At 74.1% G+C, this 24,066-nt stretch carries 19 protein-coding genes; 9 read left to right on the forward strand and 10 right to left on the reverse strand.

What is annotated here, in order from left to right; genetic code table 11:
- Positions 1–5: 5 nt before the first annotated feature.
- The 4 genes from ACYQ8Q_RS08805 to ACYQ8Q_RS08820 form a co-directional block, all read right to left on the reverse strand.
- A complete protein-coding gene (locus tag ACYQ8Q_RS08805) occupies positions 6–4,646 on the reverse strand; it encodes a hypothetical protein (protein ID WP_460063340.1) in 4,641 nt (1,546 codons plus the stop codon).
- 97 nt (positions 4,647–4,743) lie between these two features.
- Positions 4,744–5,622: a hypothetical protein gene (locus tag ACYQ8Q_RS08810; protein WP_460063342.1), complete on the reverse strand. Its 879-nt coding sequence runs from the start codon at positions 5,620–5,622 to the stop codon at positions 4,744–4,746.
- Between the two features lie 145 nt (positions 5,623–5,767).
- A complete protein-coding gene (locus ACYQ8Q_RS08815) occupies positions 5,768–7,294 on the reverse strand; it encodes a hypothetical protein (RefSeq protein ID WP_460063344.1) in 1,527 nt (508 codons plus the stop codon).
- A 95-nt stretch (positions 7,295–7,389) separates the two neighbouring features.
- Complete coding sequence (locus ACYQ8Q_RS08820) at positions 7,390–8,103, reverse strand: GntR family transcriptional regulator (RefSeq protein ID WP_460063345.1); 714 nt, start codon at positions 8,101–8,103, stop codon at positions 7,390–7,392.
- Positions 8,104–8,286: 183 nt separating this feature from the next.
- On the opposite strand from ACYQ8Q_RS08820, the gene ACYQ8Q_RS08825 reads away from it, so the two are divergent.
- The 5 genes from ACYQ8Q_RS08825 to ACYQ8Q_RS08845 are packed head-to-tail and all read left to right on the forward strand — an operon-like array spanning position 8,287 to position 12,750.
- Positions 8,287–9,585 carry an MFS transporter gene (locus ACYQ8Q_RS08825; RefSeq protein WP_460063347.1) on the forward strand — a complete coding sequence of 433 codons (1,299 nt, stop codon included), beginning with the start codon at positions 8,287–8,289 and terminating at the stop codon, positions 9,583–9,585.
- Positions 9,582–10,436 carry a putative hydro-lyase gene (locus ACYQ8Q_RS08830; protein WP_460063348.1) on the forward strand — a complete coding sequence of 285 codons (855 nt, stop codon included), beginning with the start codon at positions 9,582–9,584 and terminating at the stop codon, positions 10,434–10,436. The genes ACYQ8Q_RS08825 and ACYQ8Q_RS08830 overlap by 4 nt, the downstream gene beginning before the upstream one ends.
- Before the next feature lie 60 nt (positions 10,437–10,496).
- Complete coding sequence (locus tag ACYQ8Q_RS08835) at positions 10,497–11,255, forward strand: LamB/YcsF family protein (protein ID WP_460063351.1); 759 nt, start codon at positions 10,497–10,499, stop codon at positions 11,253–11,255.
- Between the two features lie 2 nt (positions 11,256–11,257).
- A complete protein-coding gene (locus tag ACYQ8Q_RS08840; protein WP_460073222.1) occupies positions 11,258–11,884 on the forward strand; it encodes a 5-oxoprolinase subunit B family protein in 627 nt (208 codons plus the stop codon).
- Complete coding sequence (locus ACYQ8Q_RS08845) at positions 11,881–12,750, forward strand: 5-oxoprolinase subunit C family protein (protein ID WP_460063352.1); 870 nt, start codon at positions 11,881–11,883, stop codon at positions 12,748–12,750. The genes ACYQ8Q_RS08840 and ACYQ8Q_RS08845 overlap by 4 nt, the downstream gene beginning before the upstream one ends.
- A 33-nt stretch (positions 12,751–12,783) precedes the next feature.
- Here the strand turns inward: ACYQ8Q_RS08845 and ACYQ8Q_RS08850 are convergent, their stop codons facing one another.
- From ACYQ8Q_RS08850 to ACYQ8Q_RS08870, 5 genes are all read right to left on the reverse strand, one after another.
- Positions 12,784–13,677: an SGNH/GDSL hydrolase family protein gene (locus ACYQ8Q_RS08850; protein WP_460063354.1), complete on the reverse strand. Its 894-nt coding sequence runs from the start codon at positions 13,675–13,677 to the stop codon at positions 12,784–12,786.
- The gene (locus ACYQ8Q_RS08855) at positions 13,674–14,849 is read right to left on the reverse strand and encodes a glycosyltransferase (RefSeq protein ID WP_460073223.1); all 1,176 of its coding nucleotides are present in this window, start codon (positions 14,847–14,849) and stop codon (positions 13,674–13,676) included. Before ACYQ8Q_RS08855 ends, ACYQ8Q_RS08850 begins: the two co-directional genes overlap by 4 nt.
- Before the next feature lie 164 nt (positions 14,850–15,013).
- The gene (locus ACYQ8Q_RS08860) at positions 15,014–16,141 is read right to left on the reverse strand and encodes a glycosyltransferase family 4 protein (RefSeq protein ID WP_460063356.1); all 1,128 of its coding nucleotides are present in this window, start codon (positions 16,139–16,141) and stop codon (positions 15,014–15,016) included.
- Positions 16,142–16,368: 227 nt separating this feature from the next.
- On the reverse strand, positions 16,369–17,790 hold the full coding sequence (locus ACYQ8Q_RS08865) for a HEAT repeat domain-containing protein (RefSeq protein WP_460063358.1): 1,422 nt from the start codon (positions 17,788–17,790) through the stop codon (positions 16,369–16,371).
- Between the two features lie 331 nt (positions 17,791–18,121).
- On the reverse strand, positions 18,122–18,529 hold the full coding sequence (locus ACYQ8Q_RS08870) for an ankyrin repeat domain-containing protein (RefSeq protein ID WP_460063360.1): 408 nt from the start codon (positions 18,527–18,529) through the stop codon (positions 18,122–18,124).
- 276 nt (positions 18,530–18,805) lie between these two features.
- Between ACYQ8Q_RS08870 and ACYQ8Q_RS08875 the strand changes: the two genes are divergently transcribed.
- Together ACYQ8Q_RS08875 and ACYQ8Q_RS08880 are read left to right on the forward strand one after the other, a co-directional pair.
- Positions 18,806–19,000, forward strand: coding sequence for a hypothetical protein (locus ACYQ8Q_RS08875; RefSeq protein ID WP_055638461.1), 195 nt, complete (start codon positions 18,806–18,808; stop codon positions 18,998–19,000).
- 52 nt (positions 19,001–19,052) lie between these two features.
- Positions 19,053–20,621: a P-loop NTPase family protein gene (locus ACYQ8Q_RS08880; RefSeq protein WP_460063363.1), complete on the forward strand. Its 1,569-nt coding sequence runs from the start codon at positions 19,053–19,055 to the stop codon at positions 20,619–20,621.
- A gap of 401 nt (positions 20,622–21,022) precedes the next feature.
- On the opposite strand, the gene ACYQ8Q_RS08885 is transcribed toward ACYQ8Q_RS08880, so the two are convergent.
- Positions 21,023–22,522, reverse strand: a complete 1,500-nt coding sequence (locus tag ACYQ8Q_RS08885; protein ID WP_460063365.1) for an SCO1417 family PLP biosynthesis transcription factor — start codon at positions 22,520–22,522, stop codon at positions 21,023–21,025.
- Positions 22,523–22,586: 64 nt separating this feature from the next.
- On the opposite strand from ACYQ8Q_RS08885, the gene yczE reads away from it, so the two are divergent.
- Both yczE and ACYQ8Q_RS08895 read left to right on the forward strand, forming a co-directional pair.
- On the forward strand, positions 22,587–23,291 hold the full coding sequence (gene yczE, locus ACYQ8Q_RS08890) for a membrane protein YczE (protein ID WP_460063366.1): 705 nt from the start codon (positions 22,587–22,589) through the stop codon (positions 23,289–23,291).
- Entirely contained in the window at positions 23,288–24,055 is a 768-nt protein-coding gene (locus tag ACYQ8Q_RS08895) for a glycerophosphodiester phosphodiesterase (RefSeq protein WP_460063368.1), read from the forward strand. Before yczE ends, ACYQ8Q_RS08895 begins: the two co-directional genes overlap by 4 nt.
- Positions 24,056–24,066 lie beyond the last annotated feature (11 nt).

A 24,066-nucleotide genomic window follows, 5' to 3' on the forward strand; every position in this document is an offset into this window, starting at 1 on the left:
GCCTCCTACGGGGCGCTGGTGGTCGCGCGCTTGTACATCCGGGTCGCGGTGATCTCGCTGTGCACCGCCTCACCCGCCCGGGGCGGCTGGGGCAGACCCGGACGGAGGTGCTCCTCGACGCTGATGTACTTCAGGCCGGCCCTGAGGTCGGCGTCGTTGCGCAGCCGGATGACGAGCGGGAACTCGGCCAGCGCCGTCGTGTCGAACAGACCGGTGGTGTACAGCAACTGGACTCCGAGCGCGTCCGACACGGCCCGCTGGAGCTCCAGCAGGTAGGTCGCGTTGGCCCGGCCGATGGGGTTGTCGAGGAACAGCGTGCCGGCGTGCCGGTGCCTGTCCCGGCCCCGGTCGTTGGAGCGCAGGGCCGCCATGGTGCAGTACAGGGCGATGGCGGCGGTCAGCAGCTGGCCGCCGGAGAACACGTCGCCCATCTGCCCGACGGGGACGCGCTCGGCGCGCAGCACGGCGTCCGGCTTGAGGATCTCGACCGCGATCCCCTTGGGCTGGAGAGCCGCCCCCACACCCCGGAGCAGCAGTGACATGCCGTCACGCCGCAGGTCGGAGTTCTTCTTGACGGCCGCCCGGGTCGCCTCGTCGATGACCTCGCCGAGCCGCTCGGTGAGGGAGGCCTGGTCGGGCTCCTCGAAGCGGATGCGCAGGAACTCCTGGCCGGACCACTCCCCCAGCCCCTCGGGCAGGCGCGACAGCCGCTGGGCCGAGCGGAGGGTGGCGAGCGCCGTCTCGACGAGTCCGCGCAGCCGGTCCACGATCGAGTCCCGGTTGCGTTCCAGCTGCTGCAACTCGTCGGTGAGCACCCGCAGTCGCGGAGCGAAGGCGTCCGCCCACTTCTGGGCGTGCTCGGGCAGTACGGAGGCGGGCAGTTCGCGGATCTGCTGCCGGGCGGGCGTACGGACCTGCTCGTAGCGCGTGGAGTTGGCGTGCCGGACGAGCACGTCACTGGCCTCGCGCACGGCCGACTCGGCGGCGGAGAGGTCGGCGGCGCAGCCGCGCAGCGAGCGGCGGGCCTCGGCGGCCGACTGGCGGGCCTCCTCCAGCGTCCCGGGATAGGGCTCCGGGGTCTCCTGCTCCTCCTCGGAGTGCTCACGGGTCTGCTCACGCATCAGGTCGCGGAGCATCGCGGCGATCTCGTCGAAGCCGCCGGCCGCGTCCTCGGCGGCCCGGTGTGCGTCGAGCAGTTCGGCGTGCGCCTCGCGGGCCTGGGCCAACGCCTCGGTGCGGGAGGCGAGTTCGGCCGTCGCGGTGCGCAGCAGGGCCTGGGCGTGCTCGGCGTCGCGCGGCTGGAGCTCCTCGGACAGCTCGGTGTGGGCCTCGCCGTCCTCGGGGGCGTGCCGTTCGGCCTCGCCGCGCAGCCGTCCGAGCTGCTCGCTCGCGGTGGACATACGGGTCTCCAGGAGCTGGACCAGCTCCTCGGCGCGGGCGGCGGCGGCCTGCCGGGACGGCCCGTCGGAACCGTCGGGCGACTGGAGCAGCTGCTCGGCACGGGTGCGGACCTTGTTGCTCAGCCGGTCCAGTTCGGCGCGGGCGGCGCTCTCGTCGCTCTCCGCGCGCGCCTGCTCGGCCCGCAGGTCGGCGCCGACGCCGACCTTCTCGTAGACCTGGGAGGCGGCCCGGTAGGCCTCGCGCAGGGCCGGCAGGGAGGACCCGGGCGCGTCGGCGTCGGCCTCCGGTACGTCGTCGGGGGCGCCGGCGATCTCGGCACGCTCGGCGCGCAGCGCCCGCGCGGTGCGGCGGGCGTCGTCGGCGGCGCGCTGGGCGGCGCGGCGGTCCTCGTCGGCGGCACGGGCGCGTTCCAGACAGGACTGGGCCCGTGCCTCCGACTCGGTGGCCTCGTCGGCGAGTTCCCGCAGCTTCACCTGCCAGCCGGCGCGCTCGCGCAGCCGGAAGGCGAGCCCGGCGAGGGCGTCGGCGGCGCGCCGGGCCTTCTGGGCGGCTTCCTGCTTCTCGTCGCGGACCTGGGCGGCCTCGGCGGCGGCCTCCTCCGCCTCGGCGCGCACGGCGCGGGCCTCGGCGAGTTCGGCCTCGGACTCCTCGGCGAAGAGGCGCGCCTCCGCGGCGGCCCGGTCGAGTTCCGTGAGCCGTCCCGCGGGGCAGCCGGTGCGCCAGGAGGCGAGGCGGGCCGACAGTTCCCGGTCCTTGCCGAGCCGTGCGGCGAGCCGGCGGATGTCCTCGTCCCGCTCGGTGGCCCGTGCGCGCAGCGCCTGGCGTTCCTCGTCGGCGGCGTGCTCGTCGTGCATGGCCGGGTTCGGCGGGACGAGGAAGACGTCACCGCTGTGCGCGTCGGTGGCCGGGGTCGGGGCGAGCAGGGCGGCGGCCGTGCCGACGGCGACGGCGGAGCGGGGCAGCAGCGCGGCGTCACCGAGGGCGTCCCGCGCGCGGGCGTGCGAGGCGGGGTCGGTGATGATCACGCCGTCGACCAGTTCGGGGCGGGCGGCGAGCACGCGCGCGTGGTCGGCGGGGTCGACCGCCTGGGCGAGGTAGCGCCAGCCGGGCAGCGCCGGGATGCCGTGCTCGCCGAGGAACTCGACGGTGGCCAGCACATCGGGGCCGGGCGGCAGCAGCCCGCCGTCGCCGAGCGCGCCGAGGATGCGGGAGTCGTCGGCCGCGGCGGTGCGCAGGTCGAAGAGCTGCCGCTCGGCGGAGGAGACGGCGTCGTCGAGCAGAGCGCGCAGGTCGTCGGCGCAGCGATCGAGGTCCTCGGGCGTGAGGGGGCCGCCGTCCTCCGAGGCCGTGTCGTCGTCCGTGTCCTGCCGGGGCTGCGGGATGGGTCCGCGTACGGTACCGCCGGTCAGGCCGAGCAGTTCGCCGAGCCGTCCCTCGGCGGCCAGGGTCTCGGCGAGCCGGCATTCGGCCTCGTACGAGCGCTGTGCCGCCGCGGCCGCGTCCGCCGCGCGGGCCGCGGTCAGCTCGGCGCGGGACTCGGCGGAGGCGGCCTCGCGCGCGTGCTCGCCGGCCCGCCGGGAGGCTTCCCGGACGGTGTCCCAGGCGGCCACGGCGGTCTTCTCGGCGTCACTGGCGGCGAGGGCCGCGCGGGCGGGGTCGGCGTCGGGCGCGCTGTCGTCCAGCCAGCCGGCGCGGACGGCCTCGGCGGTCTCCTGCTCGACCTCGGCGAGTCGCTGGCGCAGATGCCCGATCTCGCTGCGGGCGCGCTGTGCCTCGGTCGCGGCGGAGGTGGCGTCCCGGTGGGCGGTCTCGCCGACCTCCTGGAGGGCGGCCGAGCGTTCCTCCCCCTCGTTGGCGAGGGCCTCGGCGCTCTCGGCGGCCGCGTGCAGGGCCCGTACGAGATCGACGGCGGCCTTGGCGCGGGCGGCGAGGGCCGGGGCGGCGTCGCGCTCGGCCTCCTGGATCGCGGCGGACACGCGCGCCACGCGGTCCGCGGCGGCCCGGTGGCGCAGGACGGCCTCGGCGGCCTGCCAGGCGGAGTGCAGGGTGCGCGCGTCGGCAAGTTCGCGCTTCTGGGCGGCGGCCGACTTCTCGGCGGCGGCGAGGGCCAGCGAGGCGTGCCGGAAGGCGAGTTCGGCGGCGATCAGCGCGCTGCGCTCGCGTCCCCCCTCGGAGTGGGTGACGGCGTAGGCGGCGGCCGTGACCCGCTGGGCGAGGTCGGCGGCGCGCAACCGCTCCTGCACGCCCCGCGCGGACAGCCGGCGCGCCAGGGTGCGGGTACGGCGCTCGGCGCCCGTGTGGATGTCCCGCGCGCGTGAGCGGCCTTCCGCGGCCTCCACGATCCGGCCGAGCAGATCCACCGAGCCGGCGGTGAAGTCCCGTTCGGCGATCAGCTCGGCGCGCCGGCCGAGCTTGTTGCCGAAGCCGCTGACGAGGTCGGCGAGTCCGTCGGTGTCACGGGTGTCCGTGACCGCCCGCAGCAGCAGATCGGTGAAGTCGGCGTCCTTCTTGACGGCGAAGAGGCCGGCGGCCTCGCCCTCGTCGGCGTTCATCTCCCGCTGGTAGCGGAAGAGTTCGGGGTCGAGGCCGAGTTCGGTGAGGTGTTCGACCCACCGGTCGTGGATCTCCTCCCAGTGCACCTCCAGGTGCGGGTACGCCTTGCCCGACTCGGTGAGGGCGTCCCGGAACCCCTTCATGGTGCGTCGTCGCCCCTGGGCCCCGGAGGCGCCCTCGACGGGCGGGCGTACGGCGGTGGACTCGGCGACGGGGAGGTTGTCCAGGCTGAGCCCGGGGCCGGGCCGGAAGGAGTACCAGGCCTCGGCGAACTTGCGGGGGTCGTTGGAGACCTGCCGTCCCCGCCACTCGCTCACCTTGCCGACCACCACGCACTCGCCGGTGAGGACGTGCTGCCACTCCAGGGCCACGTGCCCGCAGTCGTCGGCGAGCAGGAACTTGCGCAGCACGCCGGAGCTGGCGCCGCCGAGGGTGTTGCGGTGGCCCGGCAGCATCACCGAGAAGATCAGCTTGAGCAGGACGGACTTGCCGCCGCCGTTCTCCAGGAAGAGCACGCCTGCGGGCGCGGGCCGGCGCGGCGGGCCGACGGGCTCCTCCTCGAAGAACTCCGCCTGCGTGGGGGCGGGGTCGGGCACGACGTCACCGACACCCCGCAGGTCAAGCACGGTGTCGGCGTAGCGCGCACCGGCGGGCCCGATGGAGTAGAGGCGGACCCGGGACAGCTCGTACATGGCGGACTCTCGTCAGTCTTCGGCAGTTCAGGGGGTTCGGGGGCTGCGGTCGGCCCTCGGGTGGACAGCGGTCGGGCAGCGGTCGGGCAGGCGGCCGTCAGGAGTGGAACGGCAGTCCGGCGTCGGCCACCAGTTCCAGATCGTCCGTCTCGTCGGGGGGCAGCAGCGTCGCCGTGCCGTCGGTGACCGGGACGACGCCCAGCTCCAGCAGCTCGGCCAGGGCCGCGCTGCCCGCCATGTCGCGGACCTGGAGCTGGTAGCGGGCCGTGGTGCGGTACGTCCCGCCGTTGTCGTCGCCGGTGCGCTGGAGGAAGCCGGAGTCGGTGAGGAAGGCGACGGCCTTGCCGACGATCCCGGTGGTCGAGCCGGCGAGTCTGCGGGCGTCCTTGGTGGCTCCGGCGGCGCTGCGTCTGGCCCAGACCCGCCAGGCGGCCTCCAGGCCGGGGGCGTCGGTGGCCGGGTCGGTGTTCTCGCCCTGTTCCTCGGCGCGCTCCTCCAGCCGGCGGCAGGCCTGGCGGACGAAGGAGTCGACGCCGTTGACGCTGACGCGCCCGATGTATCCGTCGTCGGCGAGGTCCTCGGGGCGGGGGAACGCCATCGCGGCGACCGCGAGATGGGCGAGTCCGTGCAGGAAGCGGTCGCCGCCGTCGGCGGACGTGCGACGCGCGTAGTCCCCCATCCTGACGGCGAACACCGAGTCCTCGGCGGCGGTGACGGCCATGCCCGCGCGCGGGGACACCTCCAGCACGATCAGTCCGAGTCCGGCGGCGACGGCGTCGGCGAGCCGGGCGAACGCCGGGTCCTCGCGGTGGCGGCGCAGCAGGTCGGCGTACTCCTGGTCGCGCGCGGGCTGCAGTTTGGGCTGCAGGCCGAAGGCCACGAGCCGCGCCGCGTCGGCGGCGTCGGCGGGGGTGAGGGGCGCGGACACCGGCGCGGGTCCGGCGTCCGGCTCACTCCACTCGACGTGCTCGCTCACGGGTTCGGCTCCTCGGTTTTCTCGTGGTGATTCACGTAATTCACGTGGTGATTCACGTGGTGATTCACGTGGTGATTCACGTGGTGATTCACGTGGTGATTCACGTGGTGATTCACGTGGTGCTGCAAGGGAGGTCCGGGCCGGCTCATGCCGCCTCCGTGCGGTCCGCCGCCATCCCCGCGGCGTCCAGCAGGGCGGTGCCGACGATGAGGTCGGCCCCGCCGAACTCGGGGTCGTCCAGCTCCGTCCCGTCGTCCACGGCGAACAGCAGCTTCTCCTCGCCCTGCCGGTAGGCGGTGCCGACCGCGGGGCTCGCCGCGTGCACGGCCAGCAGCGCCACCAGGTACGGCAGATCGGGATCGGTGCGCCGGGCCTCGGCCAGCAGCCCGGAGAGTCTGCGGGGCGCGTCCGCCGGGAGGTCGAGCAACTCCATCGCGGCGGCCAGTTGCTCCTCGCTGAAGCGGCTGTCGTCCGGGGTCGCGATGAGGTCGGGCTCCGGCATCTCGGCGCCCAGGTGCTCGCGCTCCACCGGTGGCGTCAGCAGCAGGTCGACGAGGTCGCCCATGCGCACGGTCGCCGGGGTCCGGAAGCCCGTCCCCCGCGCGAAGAACGCGCCGGTGACCCGGGCCGCCTGGTCCAGCGGCAGCGGGAGCACGGGGGTGACGAGATGGCCGTAGAGGTCGATCCCCGACGACGTCATGGGCGTGGCGAAGGCCTGCCGGTCCTGTTCGGCGCGGAAGAGCGGGCCGGCCTCCAGCAGGCGGGACTGGAGCTGGGTGTGGCGGCGGATGCAGTCCTTGACGATGTCGACGAGTTCGGCGGCGCGCCGCTTGTTCTCGGCGTCCTCGATCTCGTCGCGGGCCTTGCGGATGTTGGTGAGGATCGCGTTCTCGTGGCGGTAGCGGTCGGCCACGTGGTCGAGCGCCTCGGCGATCATGTCGGGGACGGCGTTGAGCCAGTCCACCGCGCGGACGTTGCGCCGGGTGGCCTCCAGGGCCCTGCGGAGGGTCTCGGAGTACTGCACGGTGCGGTAGCGGGCCTGCTCCGCGGCGAGCTGGGCGTCGGCGAGGCGGCCGCGGCGGATGAGGACCTCGAGTTTGACCTCGGCCGCGATCTGGGCGCTGGTGACGTCGGTGTCGAGGGCGCCGACGAGCACGTTGACCGCCTCGTCCGTGGTCCGCAGGTAGACCGCGCCGCCGTAGCCGGGGACCTCCTCGATCAGCTTGAAGTCGTAGTCGCGGCGCACATAGGTGCCGTCCGCCGCGAAGGTGCCGTACACGGCGCGGAAGCCGCGGTCGACGCTGCCGACGTTGATCAGGTTCTCCAGGACCCAGCGGGCCACCCGCTCGTGCTCGGCGACGGGCCGCCCGGGGGCCTGTGCGGCGATGCGCGGGATGAGACGGGCCACGATCTGGTCGTGGTCCGCGCCGGTGTCGAAGTCCATGTTCAGGGTGACGAGGTCGATGGCGGCGAGGGCGATCTCCGCCATGCCGTAGACCGAGTACTCACCGGCGAGGTTGGCCTTGCGCGCGTCGAGGTCGTGGATGGGCGCGGTGCAGGCGAGCGCGCGCAGCCGCCGCGCCAGGCCCTCGTCGGCGGCCGGGCCCGGGGCCGGGCGCGGCGCCGCGCCGGGCTGGGGCGGAACACGGTCCGTCGATGCAGGCGAAGTCACGGTGCACAGAGTAGGTCCTCGGTCTGACAACGACCCAAACGACCGCAGATGCGACCGGGGGCGGGGAACCGCCGCCACGGGGCCGCGGGGCGGCCTCAGGCGCCGCCCTCGCCCGCGGCGGCTTCACCCACCCGGCGCCGGTACACCTCGACGACCCGGGCCAGGGAGTCCCGCAGGTACACCTCCAGCAGCCGCTCCGCCTCGACCCGGCCGCCCGCCTCCAGCGCCTGGAGGATCTGGCGGTTCCGCACGAGGTACGGCTCGTGCAGCCGGCGCGGGTCGTCGACCACGTGGAAGGCCAGGCGCAGCTCCGCGAAGACGCTCCGCATCAGCTCGTCGGTGCGGGCGCTGCCGGCCAGGGCGACCAGTTCGCGGTGGAAGTGGATGTTGGCGGTACCCACCACTTTCCAGTCATTCTCGAGGGAGGCGACCTGCCCCTCGGAGACGGCCGCGCGCAGTGCGTCGAGGGCGTACGGCGGCTCACCGAGGCCCCGTACGACGGCGCACTCGACGAGCGCGCGCGTGCGGTAGATGTCCTCGACGTCCTCGATGGTCAGGACCCGCACGAACACGCCCCGGTTCAGCTCGTGGACAAGCAGGCGTTCGTGCGTGAGCAGCCGGAACGCCTCGCGGAGCGTGTTGCGGGAGACCCCGAGCGCGCCGCCGATGCTGTCCTCCGACAGCCGGGTGCCCGGCGGGAAGAAGCCGTCGGCGATGCGGCTCCTGAGGATGTCCGAAACCCGTTCGGCCGTGCTGGTGCGCCCCAGGAGGGCGCGGTCGTCGGCCAGTCCCGCCAGCTGCTCTGCCATGCCCGGAATTCAACCGCAGAACACGAGAACGAAACAACACAGGTATTGAAGGATCGTTCAACGATCCTCTACCGTCCTGTCCACGACAAGGCAGGACACCGCACGACACCGCACGACACGGCACAGCCAGACACGGCACGGCTCACTCCCCGCACCCTTCGTCATCCCTCTGCGAGGTGCCCCATGAGCACGACCCCTCCACCCCAGGCCCCGAGCCACGACCAGCGCCCCGCCGCCGCCCACGCCCCCGATGACGGGGCGTTCGCCTGGCTGCAGGCCCTCGGACCGCGTGGCCGCCGCGCCTTCGCCGGCGCGTTCGGCGGCTACGCCCTCGACTCCTACGACTACTTCACGCTGCCGCTGAGCATGGTCGCCCTCACGGCGTACTTCGGCCTGGACAACGGCCAGACCGGTCTGTTCACCACCGTCACCCTGGTCGTGTCCGCGGTCGGCGGCGCCGCCGCGGGCATCGTGGCGGACCGGATCGGCCGGGTCAGGGCGCTGATGATCACGGTGATCACCTACGCCGTGTTCACGGTCGCCTGCGGCTTCGCGCCGAACTACGAGACGCTGCTGGTCTTCCGCGCGCTCCAGGGCCTCGGCTTCGGCGGCGAGTGGGCGGTCGGGGCGATCCTGGTCGCCGAGTACGCGAGCGCCCGGCACCGGGGCCGTACCCTCGGCGCGGTCCAGAGCTCCTGGGCCGTCGGCTGGGGCCTCGCGGCGATCGTGTACACGCTGGTCTTCTCGTTCTTCGACGACGACGTGGCCTGGCGCGTGATGTTCTGGACCGGCGCGCTGCCCGCGCTGCTCGTGGTGTGGATGCGGCGCCGGGTGAAGGACGCGCCGGAGGCCGCCGCCGCCCGTGAGCGGAGCACTGGGAATGGGTCGTTCCCGGCCATCTTCAGGGGCAGCCTGCTGCGCACCACGCTCTTCGCCGGGCTGCTGTCCACCGGCGTCCAGGGCGGCTACTACACCCTCGCGACCTGGGTGCCGACGTACCTGAAGTCGGAGCGGGGCCTGTCGGTGGTCGGCACCGGCGGCTATCTGAGCTTCCTGATCTCCGGCGCCTTCCTCGGCTACCTGACCGGCGGCCATCTCACCGACCGGCTGGGCCGACGCCGCAACATCTGGCTGTTCGCGCTGCTGTCGGCGCTCTGCATCCTGGCGTACGCCCACATCCCCGACGGCGCCAACACCCTGCTCCTGGTCCTCGGCTTCCCGCTCGGGTTCTGCATGTCGGCGATCTTCAGCGGCTTCGGGTCCTATCTGAGCGAGCTGTACCCGACGGCCGTGCGCGGCACCGGGCAGGGCTTCACGTACAACACCGGGCGCGCCGTCGGCGCCGTCTTCCCCACCAGCGTCGGCTTTCTGGCCGACAGCTGGGGTGTGGGCGGCGCGCTGGTCTTCGGCGCGATCGGCTACGGGATCGCCGCCCTGGCGTTGCTGGGGCTGCCGGAGACGCGTGGGAAGGAACTGGAGTGAACCGTCCGATCCTCACGGAGGACCGCCCCTCGGCCACGGCGGGGGACATTCCCCTGACCCTCGTGGACCAGCACGCGCACGCGTGGAGCCCGGAAAGCGCCCGGGCCCGCTTCCGGGAGGGCCTCGCGGGCCCCACGGCCGGGGTCGCCGCGGGCCACACCCAGGTCAACCTGATCTCGGTGCCCGCGGACTGGGCGTACGACATGCTCCTGTTCTGCCAGCGCAACCCGAAGCCGTGTCCGGTCCTCGACGTCACCGACGCCGGTTCGTGGACGACGGTCCTGGCCGAGGGCGCCGATCTGCGTACCGATCTGCCGCGCTACCGGGTGTGGGAGCACGGCGAGCTGGTGGACGAGCCGACGGACGCGCGTGCGTACTGGCGCGAGGACCTGGTGTCGTTCCTGATCGGGTGCAGCTTCACCTTCGAGTGGGCGCTGTCGGGGGCGGGCGTCCCGATCCGCCATCTCGAACAGGGGCGCAACGTCCCGATGTACGTGACGAACCGTCAGTGCCGGCCGGCGGGCAGACTGCACGGCCCGATGGTGGTGTCCATGCGTCCGGTGCCGCCGCGGCACCTGGCGGCCGCCATCCGGGAGAGCAGTCTGCTCCCGGCGGTGCACGGCAGCCCCGTACACTGCGGCGATCCCTCGGGACTGGGCATCGAGCACCTCGGCCGGCCCGACTTCGGCGATCCGGTGGACGCCGAACCGGACGACATCCCGGTGTTCTGGGCCTGCGGGGTCACCCCGCAGGCCGCGGTGATGGCCTCGCGCCCGCCGTTCGCCCTCACCCACGCCCCCGGCCAGATGTTCCTGACCGACGCCCGCGACGAGCAGTACCGCGTGGCCTGAACAGCACGCGCGCAAAGTCACGATGCGGCGCGAAGAAGCACAAGAGAACCGGAAGGAACCATGACCGCGATCGATCTGAACGCCGACCTCGGCGAGGGCTTCGGCCGCTGGCGGCTCACCGACGACGAGCAACTGCTGTCCGTGGTGACCAGCGCCAACGTGGCCTGTGGCTTCCACGCCGGGGACGCGGCCACCATGCGGCGGGTCTGCGAGCTGGCGGCCGGGCAAGGCGTGACGATCGGCGCCCAGGTCTCCTACCGGGACCTGGCCGGGTTCGGGCGGCGCGCCATGGACGTGCCGCCCGCCGAACTGGCCGCCGAGGTGGCGTACCAGATCGGCGCCCTGGAGGTCTTCGCCCGGGCGGCGGGCGCGCGCGTGGCGTACGTCAAACCGCACGGCGCGCTCTACAACCGGGTCGTGCACGACGAGGAGCAGGCCGGCGCGGTGGTCGACGGGGTGCTCCTCGCCGACGCCGCGCTGCCCGTGCTCGGACTGCCCGGCTCGCGTCTGCTGGACACGGCCGGGAAGGCGGGCCTGCCCACGGTCACCGAGGCGTTCGCGGACCGCGCCTACACCGAGCAGGGCACCCTCGTGCCACGCGGCCTGGACGGGGCCGTGGTCACCGATCCGGTGACCGTCGTGGAGCGGTCGGTGAGCCTGGCCCGTTCCGGCACGGTCGCCTCCGCCGCGGGGTCGATCATCGAGGTACGCGCGCGTTCCCTGTGTCTGCACGGCGACACACCCGGCGCGGTGGAGCTGGCGCGCCGGGTCCGGCGGCGGCTGGAGGAATCCGGGGTGCGGGTGGAGGCCTTCGCATGAGCCTGCGTGTCCTGCCGGTCGGCGACGACGCCCTGCTCGTCGAGGTGGCCTCGGGCACCGCGGCGCAGGCCCTGCACGCCGAGCTGGTACGGCGTCGCGCGGCCGGGCTGCTGACGGTCCGGGAGATCGTCCCGGCGGCCCGTACGGTGCTCCTGGACGGCGTGCCCGACCCGGTCCGTCTGACGTCGGAGCTCACGGCCGCCGAGATCCCGCCCGCTCCCCCGCGGGCGGCCGAGGTGATCGAACTGCCGGTGCGCTACGACGGCCCCGACCTCGCGGACGTCGCCGCCCACTGGGGCGTCCCCGCGCACGAGGTGGCCCGGATCCACGCGGAGACCGAGTTCCGGGTCGCGTTCTGCGGTTTCGCGCCCGGGTTCGGCTATCTCACCGGGCTGCCCTCGCACTACGACGTCCCGCGCCGGGCCACGCCGCGCACGGCGGTGCCGGCCGGCTCGGTGGCGCTGGCCGGGCCTTACACGGGCGTGTACCCGCGCTCGTCGCCGGGCGGCTGGCAGCTGATCGGCAGTACGGACGTGGTGCTGTGGGACCACGCGCGCGTGCCGGCCGCGCTGCTCTCGCCGGGCACGCGCGTGCGTTTCGTCGCGGCGGAGCCGGTGGGTGCCGGGTGACGGACCGCGCTCTCTCCGTCGTCCGCGCGGGGGCCCTGACCACCGTGCAGGACCAGGGGCGGCCCGGGCACGCCCACCTCGGCGTGCCCCGCTCCGGCGCGCTGGACGCGCCCGCGGCGGCCCTCGTCAACCGGCTCGTCGGCAATGCCCCCGGGGCGGCGGTCCTGGAGACCACCGTCAACGGCTGCGCCCTGCGGCCCCGCTGCGCCGTCACCGTCGCGGTCGGGGGTGCGCCCTGCCCGGTGACGGTGAACGGGCGTCCGGTCGCCTGGGGCGCGCCGGTACGGGTGCCCGCCGGCGCGGTCCTCGACGTCGGGTCCGCCGTGTCCGGCCTGCGCGGCTATGTGGGCGTGTCCGGCGGCGTCACCGTCGAACCGGTCCTCGGCAGCCGCTCCACGGACCTGCTCTCGGGGCTCGGTCCCGCACCCCTCACGGACGGCACGGTCCTGCCCCTGGGCCCGGAACCCGCGCCGCACGCACGCGTGGACGTCGCCCCGCAGGCCGCTCCCCCGGCCGAACTCGTCCTGCGCGTCACGCCCGGCCCGCGCGACGACTGGTTCACGCCGGAGGCGGTCCGTGCCTTCACCACGCGCGCGTACCGCGTGTCCCCTGCGAGCAACCGCATCGGCCTGCGCACCGAGGGCCCCGTCCTGGAGCGTGCCCTGCCCGGCGAGCTGGCCAGTGAAGGCATGGTGCTGGGCGCCGTCCAGGTGCCGCCCGACGGCCAGCCCGTGGTCTTCCTCGCCGACCATCCGACCACCGGGGGCTACCCGGTGATCGGGGTCGTCCGCACGGCCGACCTCCCGGCCGCCGCCCAGGCGGTACCGGGCACTCCGGTCCGTTTCGTGGCGGTACGACGGCGGTGAAGACGGCGGTGACGACTGCGGTGACGACGCCGGTCAACACGTCAACGGCTGCATCACCGGCCGCGTCGCGTCGCCCTGGGCGGCGTCCGGCTGCGGTTCCGTCGCCGACAGCGCGGCGAGTGCCGCGGAGACCGCCGCCGACGCCCTCAGGTCGAGCCGGGCGCTCGTCCCCCGGGCGCGGTGGCGCATCTCGTCGGCGGCCAGCCCGAGTAGCTGGGGCAGCAGGTCGGTGCAGCGCCGGGCCACCCAGCCGGTGCCCGCCGTCGCCAGCCACCACAGGCTCGCGGAGGTCGTCGGCGCCGGGCGCTCCGGCTCGGGCGAGGGCGCGGGTCCGGTGGCGAGGCCCGCGTCGGCCAGCAGCGCGTGGAAGCGCACGGCCAGCTGCCGGTGCCCCCGTTCGCCCGGGTGCAGCCGGTCCGCGCTCCACATCGCGCGGTCCGTCAGCCAGGCGCCCTCCGCCGCGTGCAGATGGACGGCCCCGTACCGTTCGGACAGCGCGTGGACGACGGTGTTGACCGCGCGCTGGCGCCGGGCCAGCGGGCGGGCGAGGGCTCCGGGCAGGCCGAGCATGGCCCCCGGGTCGGGCAGGCACGCGGTGAGCAGGACCGCGCCCTGCTCGGCGAAGGCGGCGTACACCGTGTCGAGGCGGGCGGCGACGGCGTGGATGTCGAAGGTACAGCGGAGGGTGTCGTTGACGCCCACGACGACGGACACCACGTCGGGCCGCAGTTCCAGCCCGGCCGGAAGCTGCCGTTCCAGCACGTCGCCCGTCTGCGCGCCGCTGACCGCGAGGTTCGTGAACTCCACGGGCTCCTCGCCGATCCCCCCGGCGAGCAGCGCGGCCCAGCCGCGCCACCCGTCGCCTGCCGGGTCGCCCACCCCCTCGGTCAGGGAGTCACCGAGGGCGACGAAACGGGTGCGTCTCATCCGACCCCTCCGGTCACGACGGAACGCACCCGTACCGTCGCGTCGTGCGCGGCGAGGAACGCCTTCACGGACGTCCCCCACCCGAAGCACTCCGCACGCGCGCGTGCCGCGTCCCGGCGCTCCGGCACAGAGCGCTCCAACAGGCCCTCCACCGCGTCGGCGAAGGCACCGCCCCGGTCGGCGGCGACCGCGCCCGCCTCGCCGATCACCTCGGGCAGCGCCGAGGAGGCGCTCACGACGACCGGCGTCCCGCAGGCCATCGCCTCCAGGGCGGCCAGCCCGAACGTCTCCGCGGGCCCCGGCGCCAGGCACACGTCGGCACTGGCCTGGAGCGCGCCCAGGGCGTCCCGGTCGGCGACATGCCCCAGGAAGGTCACCGGCAGTCCGCGTTCCCGGGCCCGCTGTTCCAGGCGCGGCCGCAGCGGTCCGTCCCCGGCGATCACCAGCACCGCCGGCGCACCCCGCGCCACCAGCGCCTCCAGGGCGTCCAGCGCGGTACCGGGCCGCTTCTCCACGGACAGCCGGGTGCAGGTGACCAGCAGGATCTCGTCCTCGCGCGCGTGCCGGGCCCGTACGTCCGCGTCGTACAGCGAGGGGTGCCGGGCGACGAGGTCGACGCCGAGCGGGGCGCGCACCACGTTCCGCGCCCCGATCCGCACGAACTCCCGTTCGGCGAACTCGGTGGTGCACACCACGCGCGCGTAGGTGTGCGCCGTACGGATGTTGAGTGCGTCGGCGGTGCGCCGGGCGGTGGCCTCGGACAGGCCCCAGGTGCGCAGCACCCCGTCGGCGGTCTCGTGGGAGACCATCACGGCCGGGACCCGGGCGCGCCGCGCCCACTTGCCGGTCCAGCGCAGCGTCGTACGGTCGGAGACCTCCAGGCGGTCCGGCGCGAGGTCCTCCAGGAGGCGGGTGAGGCGGCGCTTGTCGGTGAGGACGCGGTAGCCGCCGGTGCCGGGCAGCAGCGGTCCGGGCAGGGTGATCACCCGGCCCTGCTCGGTGTCACGGTCGCTCGCCCGCTCTCCCGGCACGATCAGCACGGGTTCGTGGCCCGCCGCACGGTAGCCCTTGCCGAGTTCGCGCAGCGCGGTACGCAGCCCGCCCGAGGCGGGGGCCACGAAGTTGGCCAGACGGACGATCCGCAGCGGCCCGCCACTCACGCCGCCGGTCATACCACCGGTCGGCCCGCCGCTCACGCCGTCGGTCGGCCCCCCGGTCAGGCCACCGCCCACTCCGCCGATCCGCCCGCCGGTCATACCACCAGTCGGCCCGCCGCTCACCCCGCCGGTAGGCCCCCCGGTCACGCCACCGCCCACCCCGCCGATCCGCCCGCCGGTCATGCCGCCACCACCGGTCGGCGCGCCGCCAGCACGTCACCGTAGTGGCCGATGAGCTGGTCGCCGACGGCGGCCCAGGTGCGCCCCTCGACCGTGGCGCGCCCCGCGGCGCCGTACGCCTTGCGCAGGGCCGGGTCGGCGGCGAGGGCCGCCACCGCGTCCCGTACGGCGGCCGTGTCGCGCGGCGGGAAGAGCAGACCGGTACGGCCGTGGGCGACCAGGTCCAGCGGGCCGCCGGCGGCGGGCGCGACGACCGGCACGCCGCTGGCCATGGCCTCCTGCACGGTCTGGCAGAACGTCTCGAAGGGGCCCGTGTGCGCGAAGACGTCCAGCGAGGCGAAGATCCGGGCCAGGTCGTCGCCGGTGCGGCGGCCGAGGAAGACGGCGCCGGGCAGGGCCTCGTCGAGGTGGGCGCGGCTGGGCCCGTCGCCCACGACCACGACCCGTACGCCCTCCAGCCCGCACACCCCGGACAGCAGTTCGACCTGCTTCTCGGGGGCGAGACGGCCGACATAGCCGACGATCAGTTCGCCGTCGGGGGCGAGTTCGCGGCGCAGGGCCTCGTCGCGGTGCCCCGGGCGGAAGCGGACGGTGTCCACGCCCCGCTGCCACAGCTTGACCCGGGGTATGCCGTGCGTCTCCAGGTCGTGCAGGGCGGCGCTGGAGGGCGCGAGGGTGAGGTCGGCGGCGGCGTGCACGGAGCGGATGCGCCGCCAGGCGGTGGCCTCGCCGACGCCCATGTACGTGCGGGCGTATCCGGCCAGATCGGTCTGGTAGACGGCGACGGCGGGGATGCCGAGCCGGGCGGCGGCCGCCATGCCGCGCACGCCGAGGACGAAGGGGCTGGCCAGGTGGACCACGTCGGCGCGGTGCTCGGCCATGGCCGCGGCGACACGCCGACTGGGGAGGGCGACGCGGACCTGGGGGTAGCCCGGGAGCGGGAGGGAGGGGACACGGACGACGGGGCACGGCGCCGAGGCGTCGGGCCCGGTACCGGCCGCGGTGGCCGGTGCGACGACGAGCGGGGAGTGACCGCGATCTACGAGGTGCCGGGCGGTCTGGAGCGCGCAGTGGGCCACGCCGTTCACGTCGGGGGGAAAGGATTCGGTCACGATGACGACACGCATACCGGTGTTGTCGCCGCCTTGGACGTGGCCGCGTCAACGTGGATCTTTCCGGACGACAAACGTCCCATGAGCGTTGCGCTGCGTGCGCCGACGCACCCCGAACGGCCCGCGCCGCCGGTGCCCGAGCAGGTCGGACGGCGTCCATGCCCGCCTGACCCGTGGGTCATCCGGTGTTCACCGGGCGGGCGGACGTCGCCCGCTCCGGCGGCGCCGGGCCGGTCCCGGGGCTACATCGCGGACGCCGCGTCCGGTCCGATGCGGCTGCGTACGGCCGTCTGGACCTCGGCCTCCTCGGCGGGGTCGGCGGCCAGCCGCCGGAGGCGTTCGACGACCCGGGCGTCGCCGGTCTCGGCATGCCGGGCGGCGATCTCGCGGGTGGTCTCCTCACAGTCCCACAGGCATTCGACGGCGAAGCCGGTGGCGAAGGAGGGGTCGGTGGCGGCCAGGGCGCGGGCGCAGCGCCCGCGCAGATGGGAGGAGGCCGTCTCACGGTAGATGTGGCGCAGCACCGGGGCCGCGCAGACGATGCCGAGGCGTCCGGTGCCGTCGACGAGGGTCCACAGGGTGGGCGCGTCGCAGCCTTCGCCGCGGACGGCCTCGCGCAGGGCGCCGAGCACGAGGTCGCTGTCCTTGGTGCCGCCGCGGCAGGCGAGCATGCGTCCGGCGGCGGCGCCGAGGGCGTCGGGCCGGTGGGCCCAGCCGCGGGCCCGTTCGACGGCGGCGATGCTGCGCATGCGTTCGAAGGCGTCGACGGCGGCGTCCACGACGGCGGTGGAGCCGGTGATCACGGCCTGTTCGACGAGCGTCAGGGCGTCGGGGTCGTTGCAGTCGGCGAGGTAGCGCAGGGCGGTGCAGCGGGCCCCGTCGGTACCGTCCTTGGCGGCCTGCACGATCTCCGGGCGGTCCTCCGGGCCGGCCACGGCGGTGAGGCAGCGGGCGGCGGGGACATGGAGGGCGGCGCCGCGCTCCAGGCCTTGCTGCGCCCATTCGAACACGGCCCGGACGCTCCAGCCGGGGCGTGGTCCGCTGGGACTCATCTGGCGTTGCCAGCGGTCGAAACAGCCGGCTTCCTGGGCGGTGCGCACGCGCGTGGAGACGTGTTCGCGGGGATCCTCGGCCCACAGACGCCAGGGTCGTGGCTCGAAGGCGTCCCGGACGGCGGCGGCCAGTTCGGCCTCGCCCTCGGTGTCGGTGGCGAACCTGGCGAGCACCGGTGCGGCGAGGGCGCGCAGTCCGGCGTCGTCGTCGCGCAGGGCGAGCTCGTCCAGGGCCCAGGCCCAGTTGGTGCCCGTGGCCGCGTACCGGCGCAACAGCTCCAGGGCGTCCCGCCGGCCGTAGGAGGCCAGGTGACCGAGGACGGCCAGGGCGAGGCCCGTGCGTGACTCCTCGGTGTCGAAGGCGTCCTCGACGTCGAAGAGGTGCGCCTCGATCTCGTCCAGTTCGCCGCTGAGGTCGAGGTAGAGACGGGCGTAGTAGAGGGAGCGGTTCTCCACCTGCCAGTCGTGGCGGGGATCGCGCAACACACAGTGGTTCAGTGCCGCGAGCGCTTCGGCGCGCGGGGCGGTGAGCGCGTGCAGCGTACCGTCGCCTCGGCCCCTCTGGAGGAGGCCGAGCAGGGTACCGCTGGGCGCTATGACCGGATCGAACATGGGAAACAGCCTCACATCAAGCGTCGACGCAACCGGGGACGTGCACTACCTGGCCGCGTGACAACACGTCGGGGCGCCCGCCGTTTCCTGCTTGCTGTAGACCATCTTCCTCTGCCTCTCGTCGGTGGCCCATGCGGACCGCATCACGGCCCGCGCGGTGCGGCAACACCTGCCCAGCCCTCACGTCCGTGAATCACGTCGTCATGATGACCCGGCGCTTCTGCCTGCCGCGACCGATATTTCCGGCGGCCTTGTACCGCCTCCCCCGTGGTCGTCGATTTACCTGCTCAGGAACTTCGTATCACCTGATCGCAAGCCGTCGGCGCGACGGCTAGGAGCCGCCGGCCCCCTGGGCCGCGAACAGCTCCAGCAACTCGGCCCTGGCGAACATCCGGGCCGTGTCGACGGCCGAGGGGGTGCCCGCGGCCGGGTCTGCGCCCGCCTCCAGAAGGACCTTGATCACGTCCGTCTCACCCTTGAAGGCGGCCCCGGCGAGCGGGGTCTGCCCCCGGTCGTTGATCCGGTCGGCCTCGGCGCCACGGGCCAGCAGGGCCCCTACCGCGTCGGCGTGGCCGTGGTAGGCGGCGAGCATCACCAGACAGTCGCCGCGGTCGTTGGTGAGGTTCGCCGGAACGCCCGCGTCCACATAGGCCACGAGCTCCTCGGTCCGCCCCTGCCGGGCCAGATCGAAGATCTTGGTCGCCAGCTCCACGACCTCGGGGTCGGGGGCTTCAGTCATCGGCCTGGACCGCCTCTCGCTCACAGCTCGACTCAACCGTTCAGGTGAATCGCCAGCGTACTGGCTCGTGCCGCACATGGGTGGTCCCGTCCGAGGCAAAGATCACGGAGGGACCCGTTCGCCGTAATTCTCCTGCTCAGGCAGCCCAGTAGATATTCCGCCACCAGAGGGAAATGTACGGAAAATCATCCAGTTGCACCTTTTATCGTATGGATACATCCTGTGATCCTGGAAGTACTCATGGTGACTGTCCCCACGCGAACCAGGAGATCCCCAATGATCCTGTCCATGTCAGGCGTCGTCCTGCTCGGCATCATCGTCTTCCTCTTCTTCCGCAAGGACGGACTGAAGGCGTCGCACGCCTGCGTCTCGGCGCTGTTCGGCTTCTACCTGGCGAGCACGGCCATCGCCCCGAGCATCAAGGCGGGCGGCGAGAGCCTGGCCGGCCTGCTCGGCGGCATCAAGTTCTGACGCCGCCCGCCCCGCCGAACGACCCTTCCGTACGCACGATCAGGAGACAGCAGTGGCCCGGCGCCCCCTCCCCCGCATCCTGAGCACAGGCAGCGCGCAGATCGCCCGGAGCCGGGAGCTGGCCCGGACGGCGGCCGACAGCGCCACCGACGTCCTCCAACCACTGATCACGATCACGCGCGGTCTGCGCCGGCTGGCCTCGGCCGGGCGGCGCAGATGGGCCGAGACACCCAAGGACAAGCGCGGCCCGCTGCTGTTCCTGGCGGCCTCGGTGATCCTGGTCGTGGCGCTCGTGCCGTACGGCCCGCTGCTCGCCGTCATCACCCTGATGGCGGCGGCGGCCTGGCAGGGCCGGGACCGCACCCCACCGGATCCCGAAGGCCCCGACGAGTCGCAGACCCAGCGGCTCCAGTCGCTGTACGAGGCCCTGGTCCCGTACTTCTCGACGGCCGAGGACCCTTCTCCCCTCTACGCCCACGGCGGCGAGTGGGAGAAGGCCTTCCCGGCGTACGAGTTCGACGGCTCCGGCCGCGTCAGCCAGCTCGTGATCCGCTACCCGGCCTACTTCCCGGACGGCGAGGCCGAGCCCCGCGCGCGGGTCGAGCTGCTGCTCACCGCCAAGTCGGGCCGTGGCCGCGAGTACCTCTTCACCTGGGACGAGGAGGGCAACGAACTCACGGTCGGGGTCCTCGCCCCGCTCCCCACCGACATCGCCGCCCAGCGCTTCGTGACCGCGCCGGGCGAGGCCGTCCTCGGCTTCACCGACCCCATCCGCGTCCAGCGCACGCTCCCCCTCACCCACGGCACGGAACAGCGCGACGTCCCGCCGGTCGTCTGGCGCACCGGCGCCCGCTCCACCGAGCCGCATCTGCTGGTGGTCGGCCAGCCCGGCAGCGGCACCTCCACCCTGCTGCGCTCCCTCGCGCTCCAGGCCCTCCCGTACGGCGACGTCCTGATCGTCGAGGGCGGCGGCACCGGGGAGTACGCCTGCCTCACCGGCCGGGACGGCGTCCTGGGCGTCGAGGTCGGGCTCGCGGGGGCGCTGACCGGACTGGAATGGGCGGCCCAGGAGACCGAGCGCCGGCTGATCGCGGCCAACCAGGCCCGTCAGGCGGGGCAGACCCCGCCGGAGGACACCAGGCGCCCGCTGTGGATCCTCCTCGACCGTCCCAGCGCCTTCACCCCGCTCGCGACGGCGGACGGCCGCGAGGACCCGCAGTCCCTCCTCCGGGTTCCGCTGCGGCACGGCCGCGCGGCCTCGGTCACCGTGGTGGTGGCCGAACAGTTCGACAGCCTCGACCTGCTGAGCGATGACGTACGGCAGCACACGCGCGCGCGTGTCGTGCTGGGGCCCGCCTCGGCGGGGCGGCTGGCCGCGGTCCTCGGGGCTCCTCCGCACACCACACCCGTGGAGCAGGTCCCGCCGGGGCGGGGGTACGCGCGGCTGGGGACGGGACCGGTGCACCGGCTCCAGGTGCCGGCCACGCCGGATCCGTACGACGACGCGACGAGCGAGATTCAGCGCCAGGCGGTGCTGGAGCTGCTGCCGCCGCGGAGCGCTCCCGCGGATGCGGAGCCGGTTGCGGTGCCCGTGGAGGCGGCTGCGGTGGCCGAAGCCTGAGACGTCGGCGGTGGGGGGCGGGTTCACCCGCCCGCGTCGGCGGGGTGCCGCTGCGCCCACCCGTGCCACCCCGGCGGCACGACTGCCCACAGCGATGAGGGCTGGGCACCGGCCCAGCGGCACGACTGCCCGCAGCGATGAGGGCTGGGCACCGGCCCAGCCGCACGACCGCCCACACCGACGAAGAGCGGGCACCACCCCCACCGCACGACCGCCCGCAGCGACGAAACGTCGGCACCACTCCAGCCGCACGACCGCCCGCAGCGACGAAACGTCGGCACCACCCCAGCCGCACGACCGCCCGCAGCGACGAAACGTCGGCACCACCCCAGCCGCACGACCGCCCGCAGCGGTGAAGGCTGGGCACCACCCCAGCCGCACGACCGCCCTGAGCGGCTTCGCTAGGCGACGAACGTGCGGGGGGCCTCGCCGCCCGCCGTCCCCCCGTTCTGGACGATCTTCGCCGCCGCCGCCAAGCGGGCAGCGGCTTCGTCCGCCACCGCGCCGCCCACCGTGAACGGCAGGCGGACGAACCCCTCGAAGGCGCCGTCCACCCCGAAGCGCGGGCCCGACGGGACGCGCACCCCGACCCGCTCGCCCGCCTCGGCGATGCGCGAGCCGGACAGACCGCCGGCCCGGACCCAGAGCGTCAGCCCGCCCTTCGGCACGGCGAACTCCCAGTCGGGCAGCTCCCGCCGGAGCGCCGCGACCAGCGCCTCCCGGTTCTCCCGGGCCTGGGCGCGCCGCAGGTCGACGGCCTGCTCCCAGCCACCCGTGCTGAACAGCCAGTTCACCGCGAGCTGCTCCAGCACGGGGGTGCCCAGATCGGCGTAGGCGCGGGCCGCGACCAGGCTGCGGATGACGTCCGGGGCCGCCCGTACCCAGCCGATGCGCATCCCCGCCCAGAACGCCTTGCTCGCCGAACCGACCGTGATCACCGTCGACCCTGCGGGGTCGAAGCCGCACACGGGCCGGGGCATCTCGACGTCGTCGTCCAGCCACAGCTCGGTCATCGTCTCGTCGGCGACCAGCACGGTCCCGGCCGACCGGGCCGCCTCCACCAGCCGGCGCCGCTGGTCCTCGTCGGCGAGGGCACCGGTCGGGTTGTGGAAGTCGGCGACGACGTACGCGATCCGCGGCGCGGCCTCGCGCAGCACCTGGCGCCAGCGGTCCAGGTCCCAGCCGGTGAGCCCCTCGGCCATGGCGACGGGCACCAGCCGGGCCCCCGCCTCGCGCATGAGCTGGAGGATGTTGGCGTAGGAGGGCGACTCGACGGCGATGCGTTCGCCGCGCCCGCCGAAGAGATGACAGATCGCGTCGATGGCGCCCATGGCACCGGTCGTCACCATGATCTGCTCGGGCATCGTCGGGATCCCGCGCGCGGTGTAGCGGTCGGCGATCATCGAGCGCAGCGCGGGCAGGCCCGCCGGATAGTCGCCGTGGGTGTGGGCGTACGGGGGCAGCTCCTCGAGGGCGCCCTGGACGGCGCGGGTGAGCCAGGGCTCGGGTGCCGGGAGGGCCGCGCAGCCGAGGTCGATCATCGAGCCGAGCGCCTCCGGCGGCAGGGGTTCCAGCCCGCGCGCGGGCAGCGGATTGCCGGCCGGGACCGCCGTCCAGCTGCCCGCCCCGCGCCGGGACTCCAGGAAGCCCTCCGCGCGCAGCGCCTCGTAGGCGGCGGCGACGGTCGTCCGGCTCACGGCGAACGACAGGGCCAGTTCGCGTTCGGCGGGCAGACGCGCGGCCACCGGGACCCTGCCCTCCAGGACCAGCAACCGGATACCGTCGGCGAGCGCCCGGTAGGCGGGCGGACGGCGGGTGCCGGGGCCGACCGGGCGGTCCTGCTGGGACTTGAGCAGCCGCGCGAGCTGCGCGGCCCCCACCGCGGAGGTCCACTGCGCCATGGTTACCAGTCCACCTTCCCCGAATTGGCCATGGATGACGATTCCTTCCAAGCCACAGAGTGTCATGCGTCAGGCCACTACCACCACCAGGGGGCTTCCCGTGTCCACGCCGGCCCGGTCCACCAGGGGACCTCTCGTCCGCCGACTGCTCCAGCTGTACGTCGGGCTCGCCCTGTACGGCGCCAGCGCCGCGCTGCTCGTCGAGGCGGGCCTCGGCCTGGAGCCGTGGGGTGTCCTGCACCAGGGCCTGGCCGAGCTCACCGGTCTGACGATCGGTGTGGTGTCGATCGTCGTGGGCGCGGTGGTGCTGCTGCTGTGGATCCCGCTGCGCCAGCGCCCCGGTCTCGGCACCGTCTCGAATGTCTTCGTCGTCGGTCTCGCGATGGACGGCACCCTGGCCCTGGTCCCGGAGGTGCACGGCCTGGCCGTGCGCGTTCCGCTCCTGGTGGCCGGTGTCCTGCTCAACGGGGTGGCCACGGGCCTGTACATCACCGCCGACTTCGGGCCCGGGCCGCGCGACGGGCTGATGACCGGTCTGCACCGGCGCACCGGCCGCTCGATCCGGCTGATGCGGACGGCGATCGAGGTGGCGGTCGTCGTGACCGGATTCACGCTCGGCGGCACCGTGGGCGCCGGCACCCTGCTCTACGCGCTGTCCATCGGCCCCCTCGCCCAGTTCTTCCTGCGGGCTTTCGCCGTTGCGAAGGCATCCGACGGCAGCACGGTCGTTGCCACGGGGACACCCCATGGGGCGATACTGCGCAGGTGACCACCCTCATACGCCACCCCTACCTCGACCATCCGGGGCCCATCCCGTTCGCGCACCGCGGCGGGGCCGCGGCCGGGCTGGAGAACACCGTGGCGCAGTTCCGGCGCGCGGTGGAGACGGGGTACCGCTACATCGAGACCGATGTGCACGCCACCCGGGACGGCAAGCTCGTCGCCTTCCACGACGGGACGCTGGACCGGGTCACCGACGGCGCCGGCCGGATCGCCGACCTGCCGTGGGCGGACGTACGGCACGCGCGCGTGGCGGGCAAGGAACCGGTGCCGCTCTTCGAGGAGCTGCTGGAGACCTTCCCCGAGGTGCGCTGGAACGTCGACATCAAGGCGGAACCGGCGCTGCATCCCCTGCTCAACCTGATCGCGCGCACCGGCGCCTGGGACCGGATCTGCGTGGGCTCGTTCTCCGAGGCCCGGGTCGTGCGGGCGCAGCGGCTGGCCGGGCCGCGCCTGGCGACGTCGTACGGCACCCGGGGTGTGCTCAATCTGCGGCTGCGGTCCTGGGGGGTGCCCGCGGCGCTGCGTCCCTCGGCGGTGGCCGCGCAGGTGCCCGAGACCCAGTCGGGCATCCAGGTCGTGGACCGGCGTTTCGTCCGGGTCGCCCATGCGCGGGGCTTGCAGGTGCACGTGTGGACCATCAATGATCCCGATGCCATGCACCGGCTCCTGGACCTGGGAGTCGATGGCATCATGACCGATCACATCGACACGTTGCGCAAGGTCATGGAGGACCGGGGCGTCTGGGTCTGACCCGCCGCACA

The sequence above is a fragment of the Streptomyces sp. YKOK-I1 genome (genome assembly GCF_054660435.1).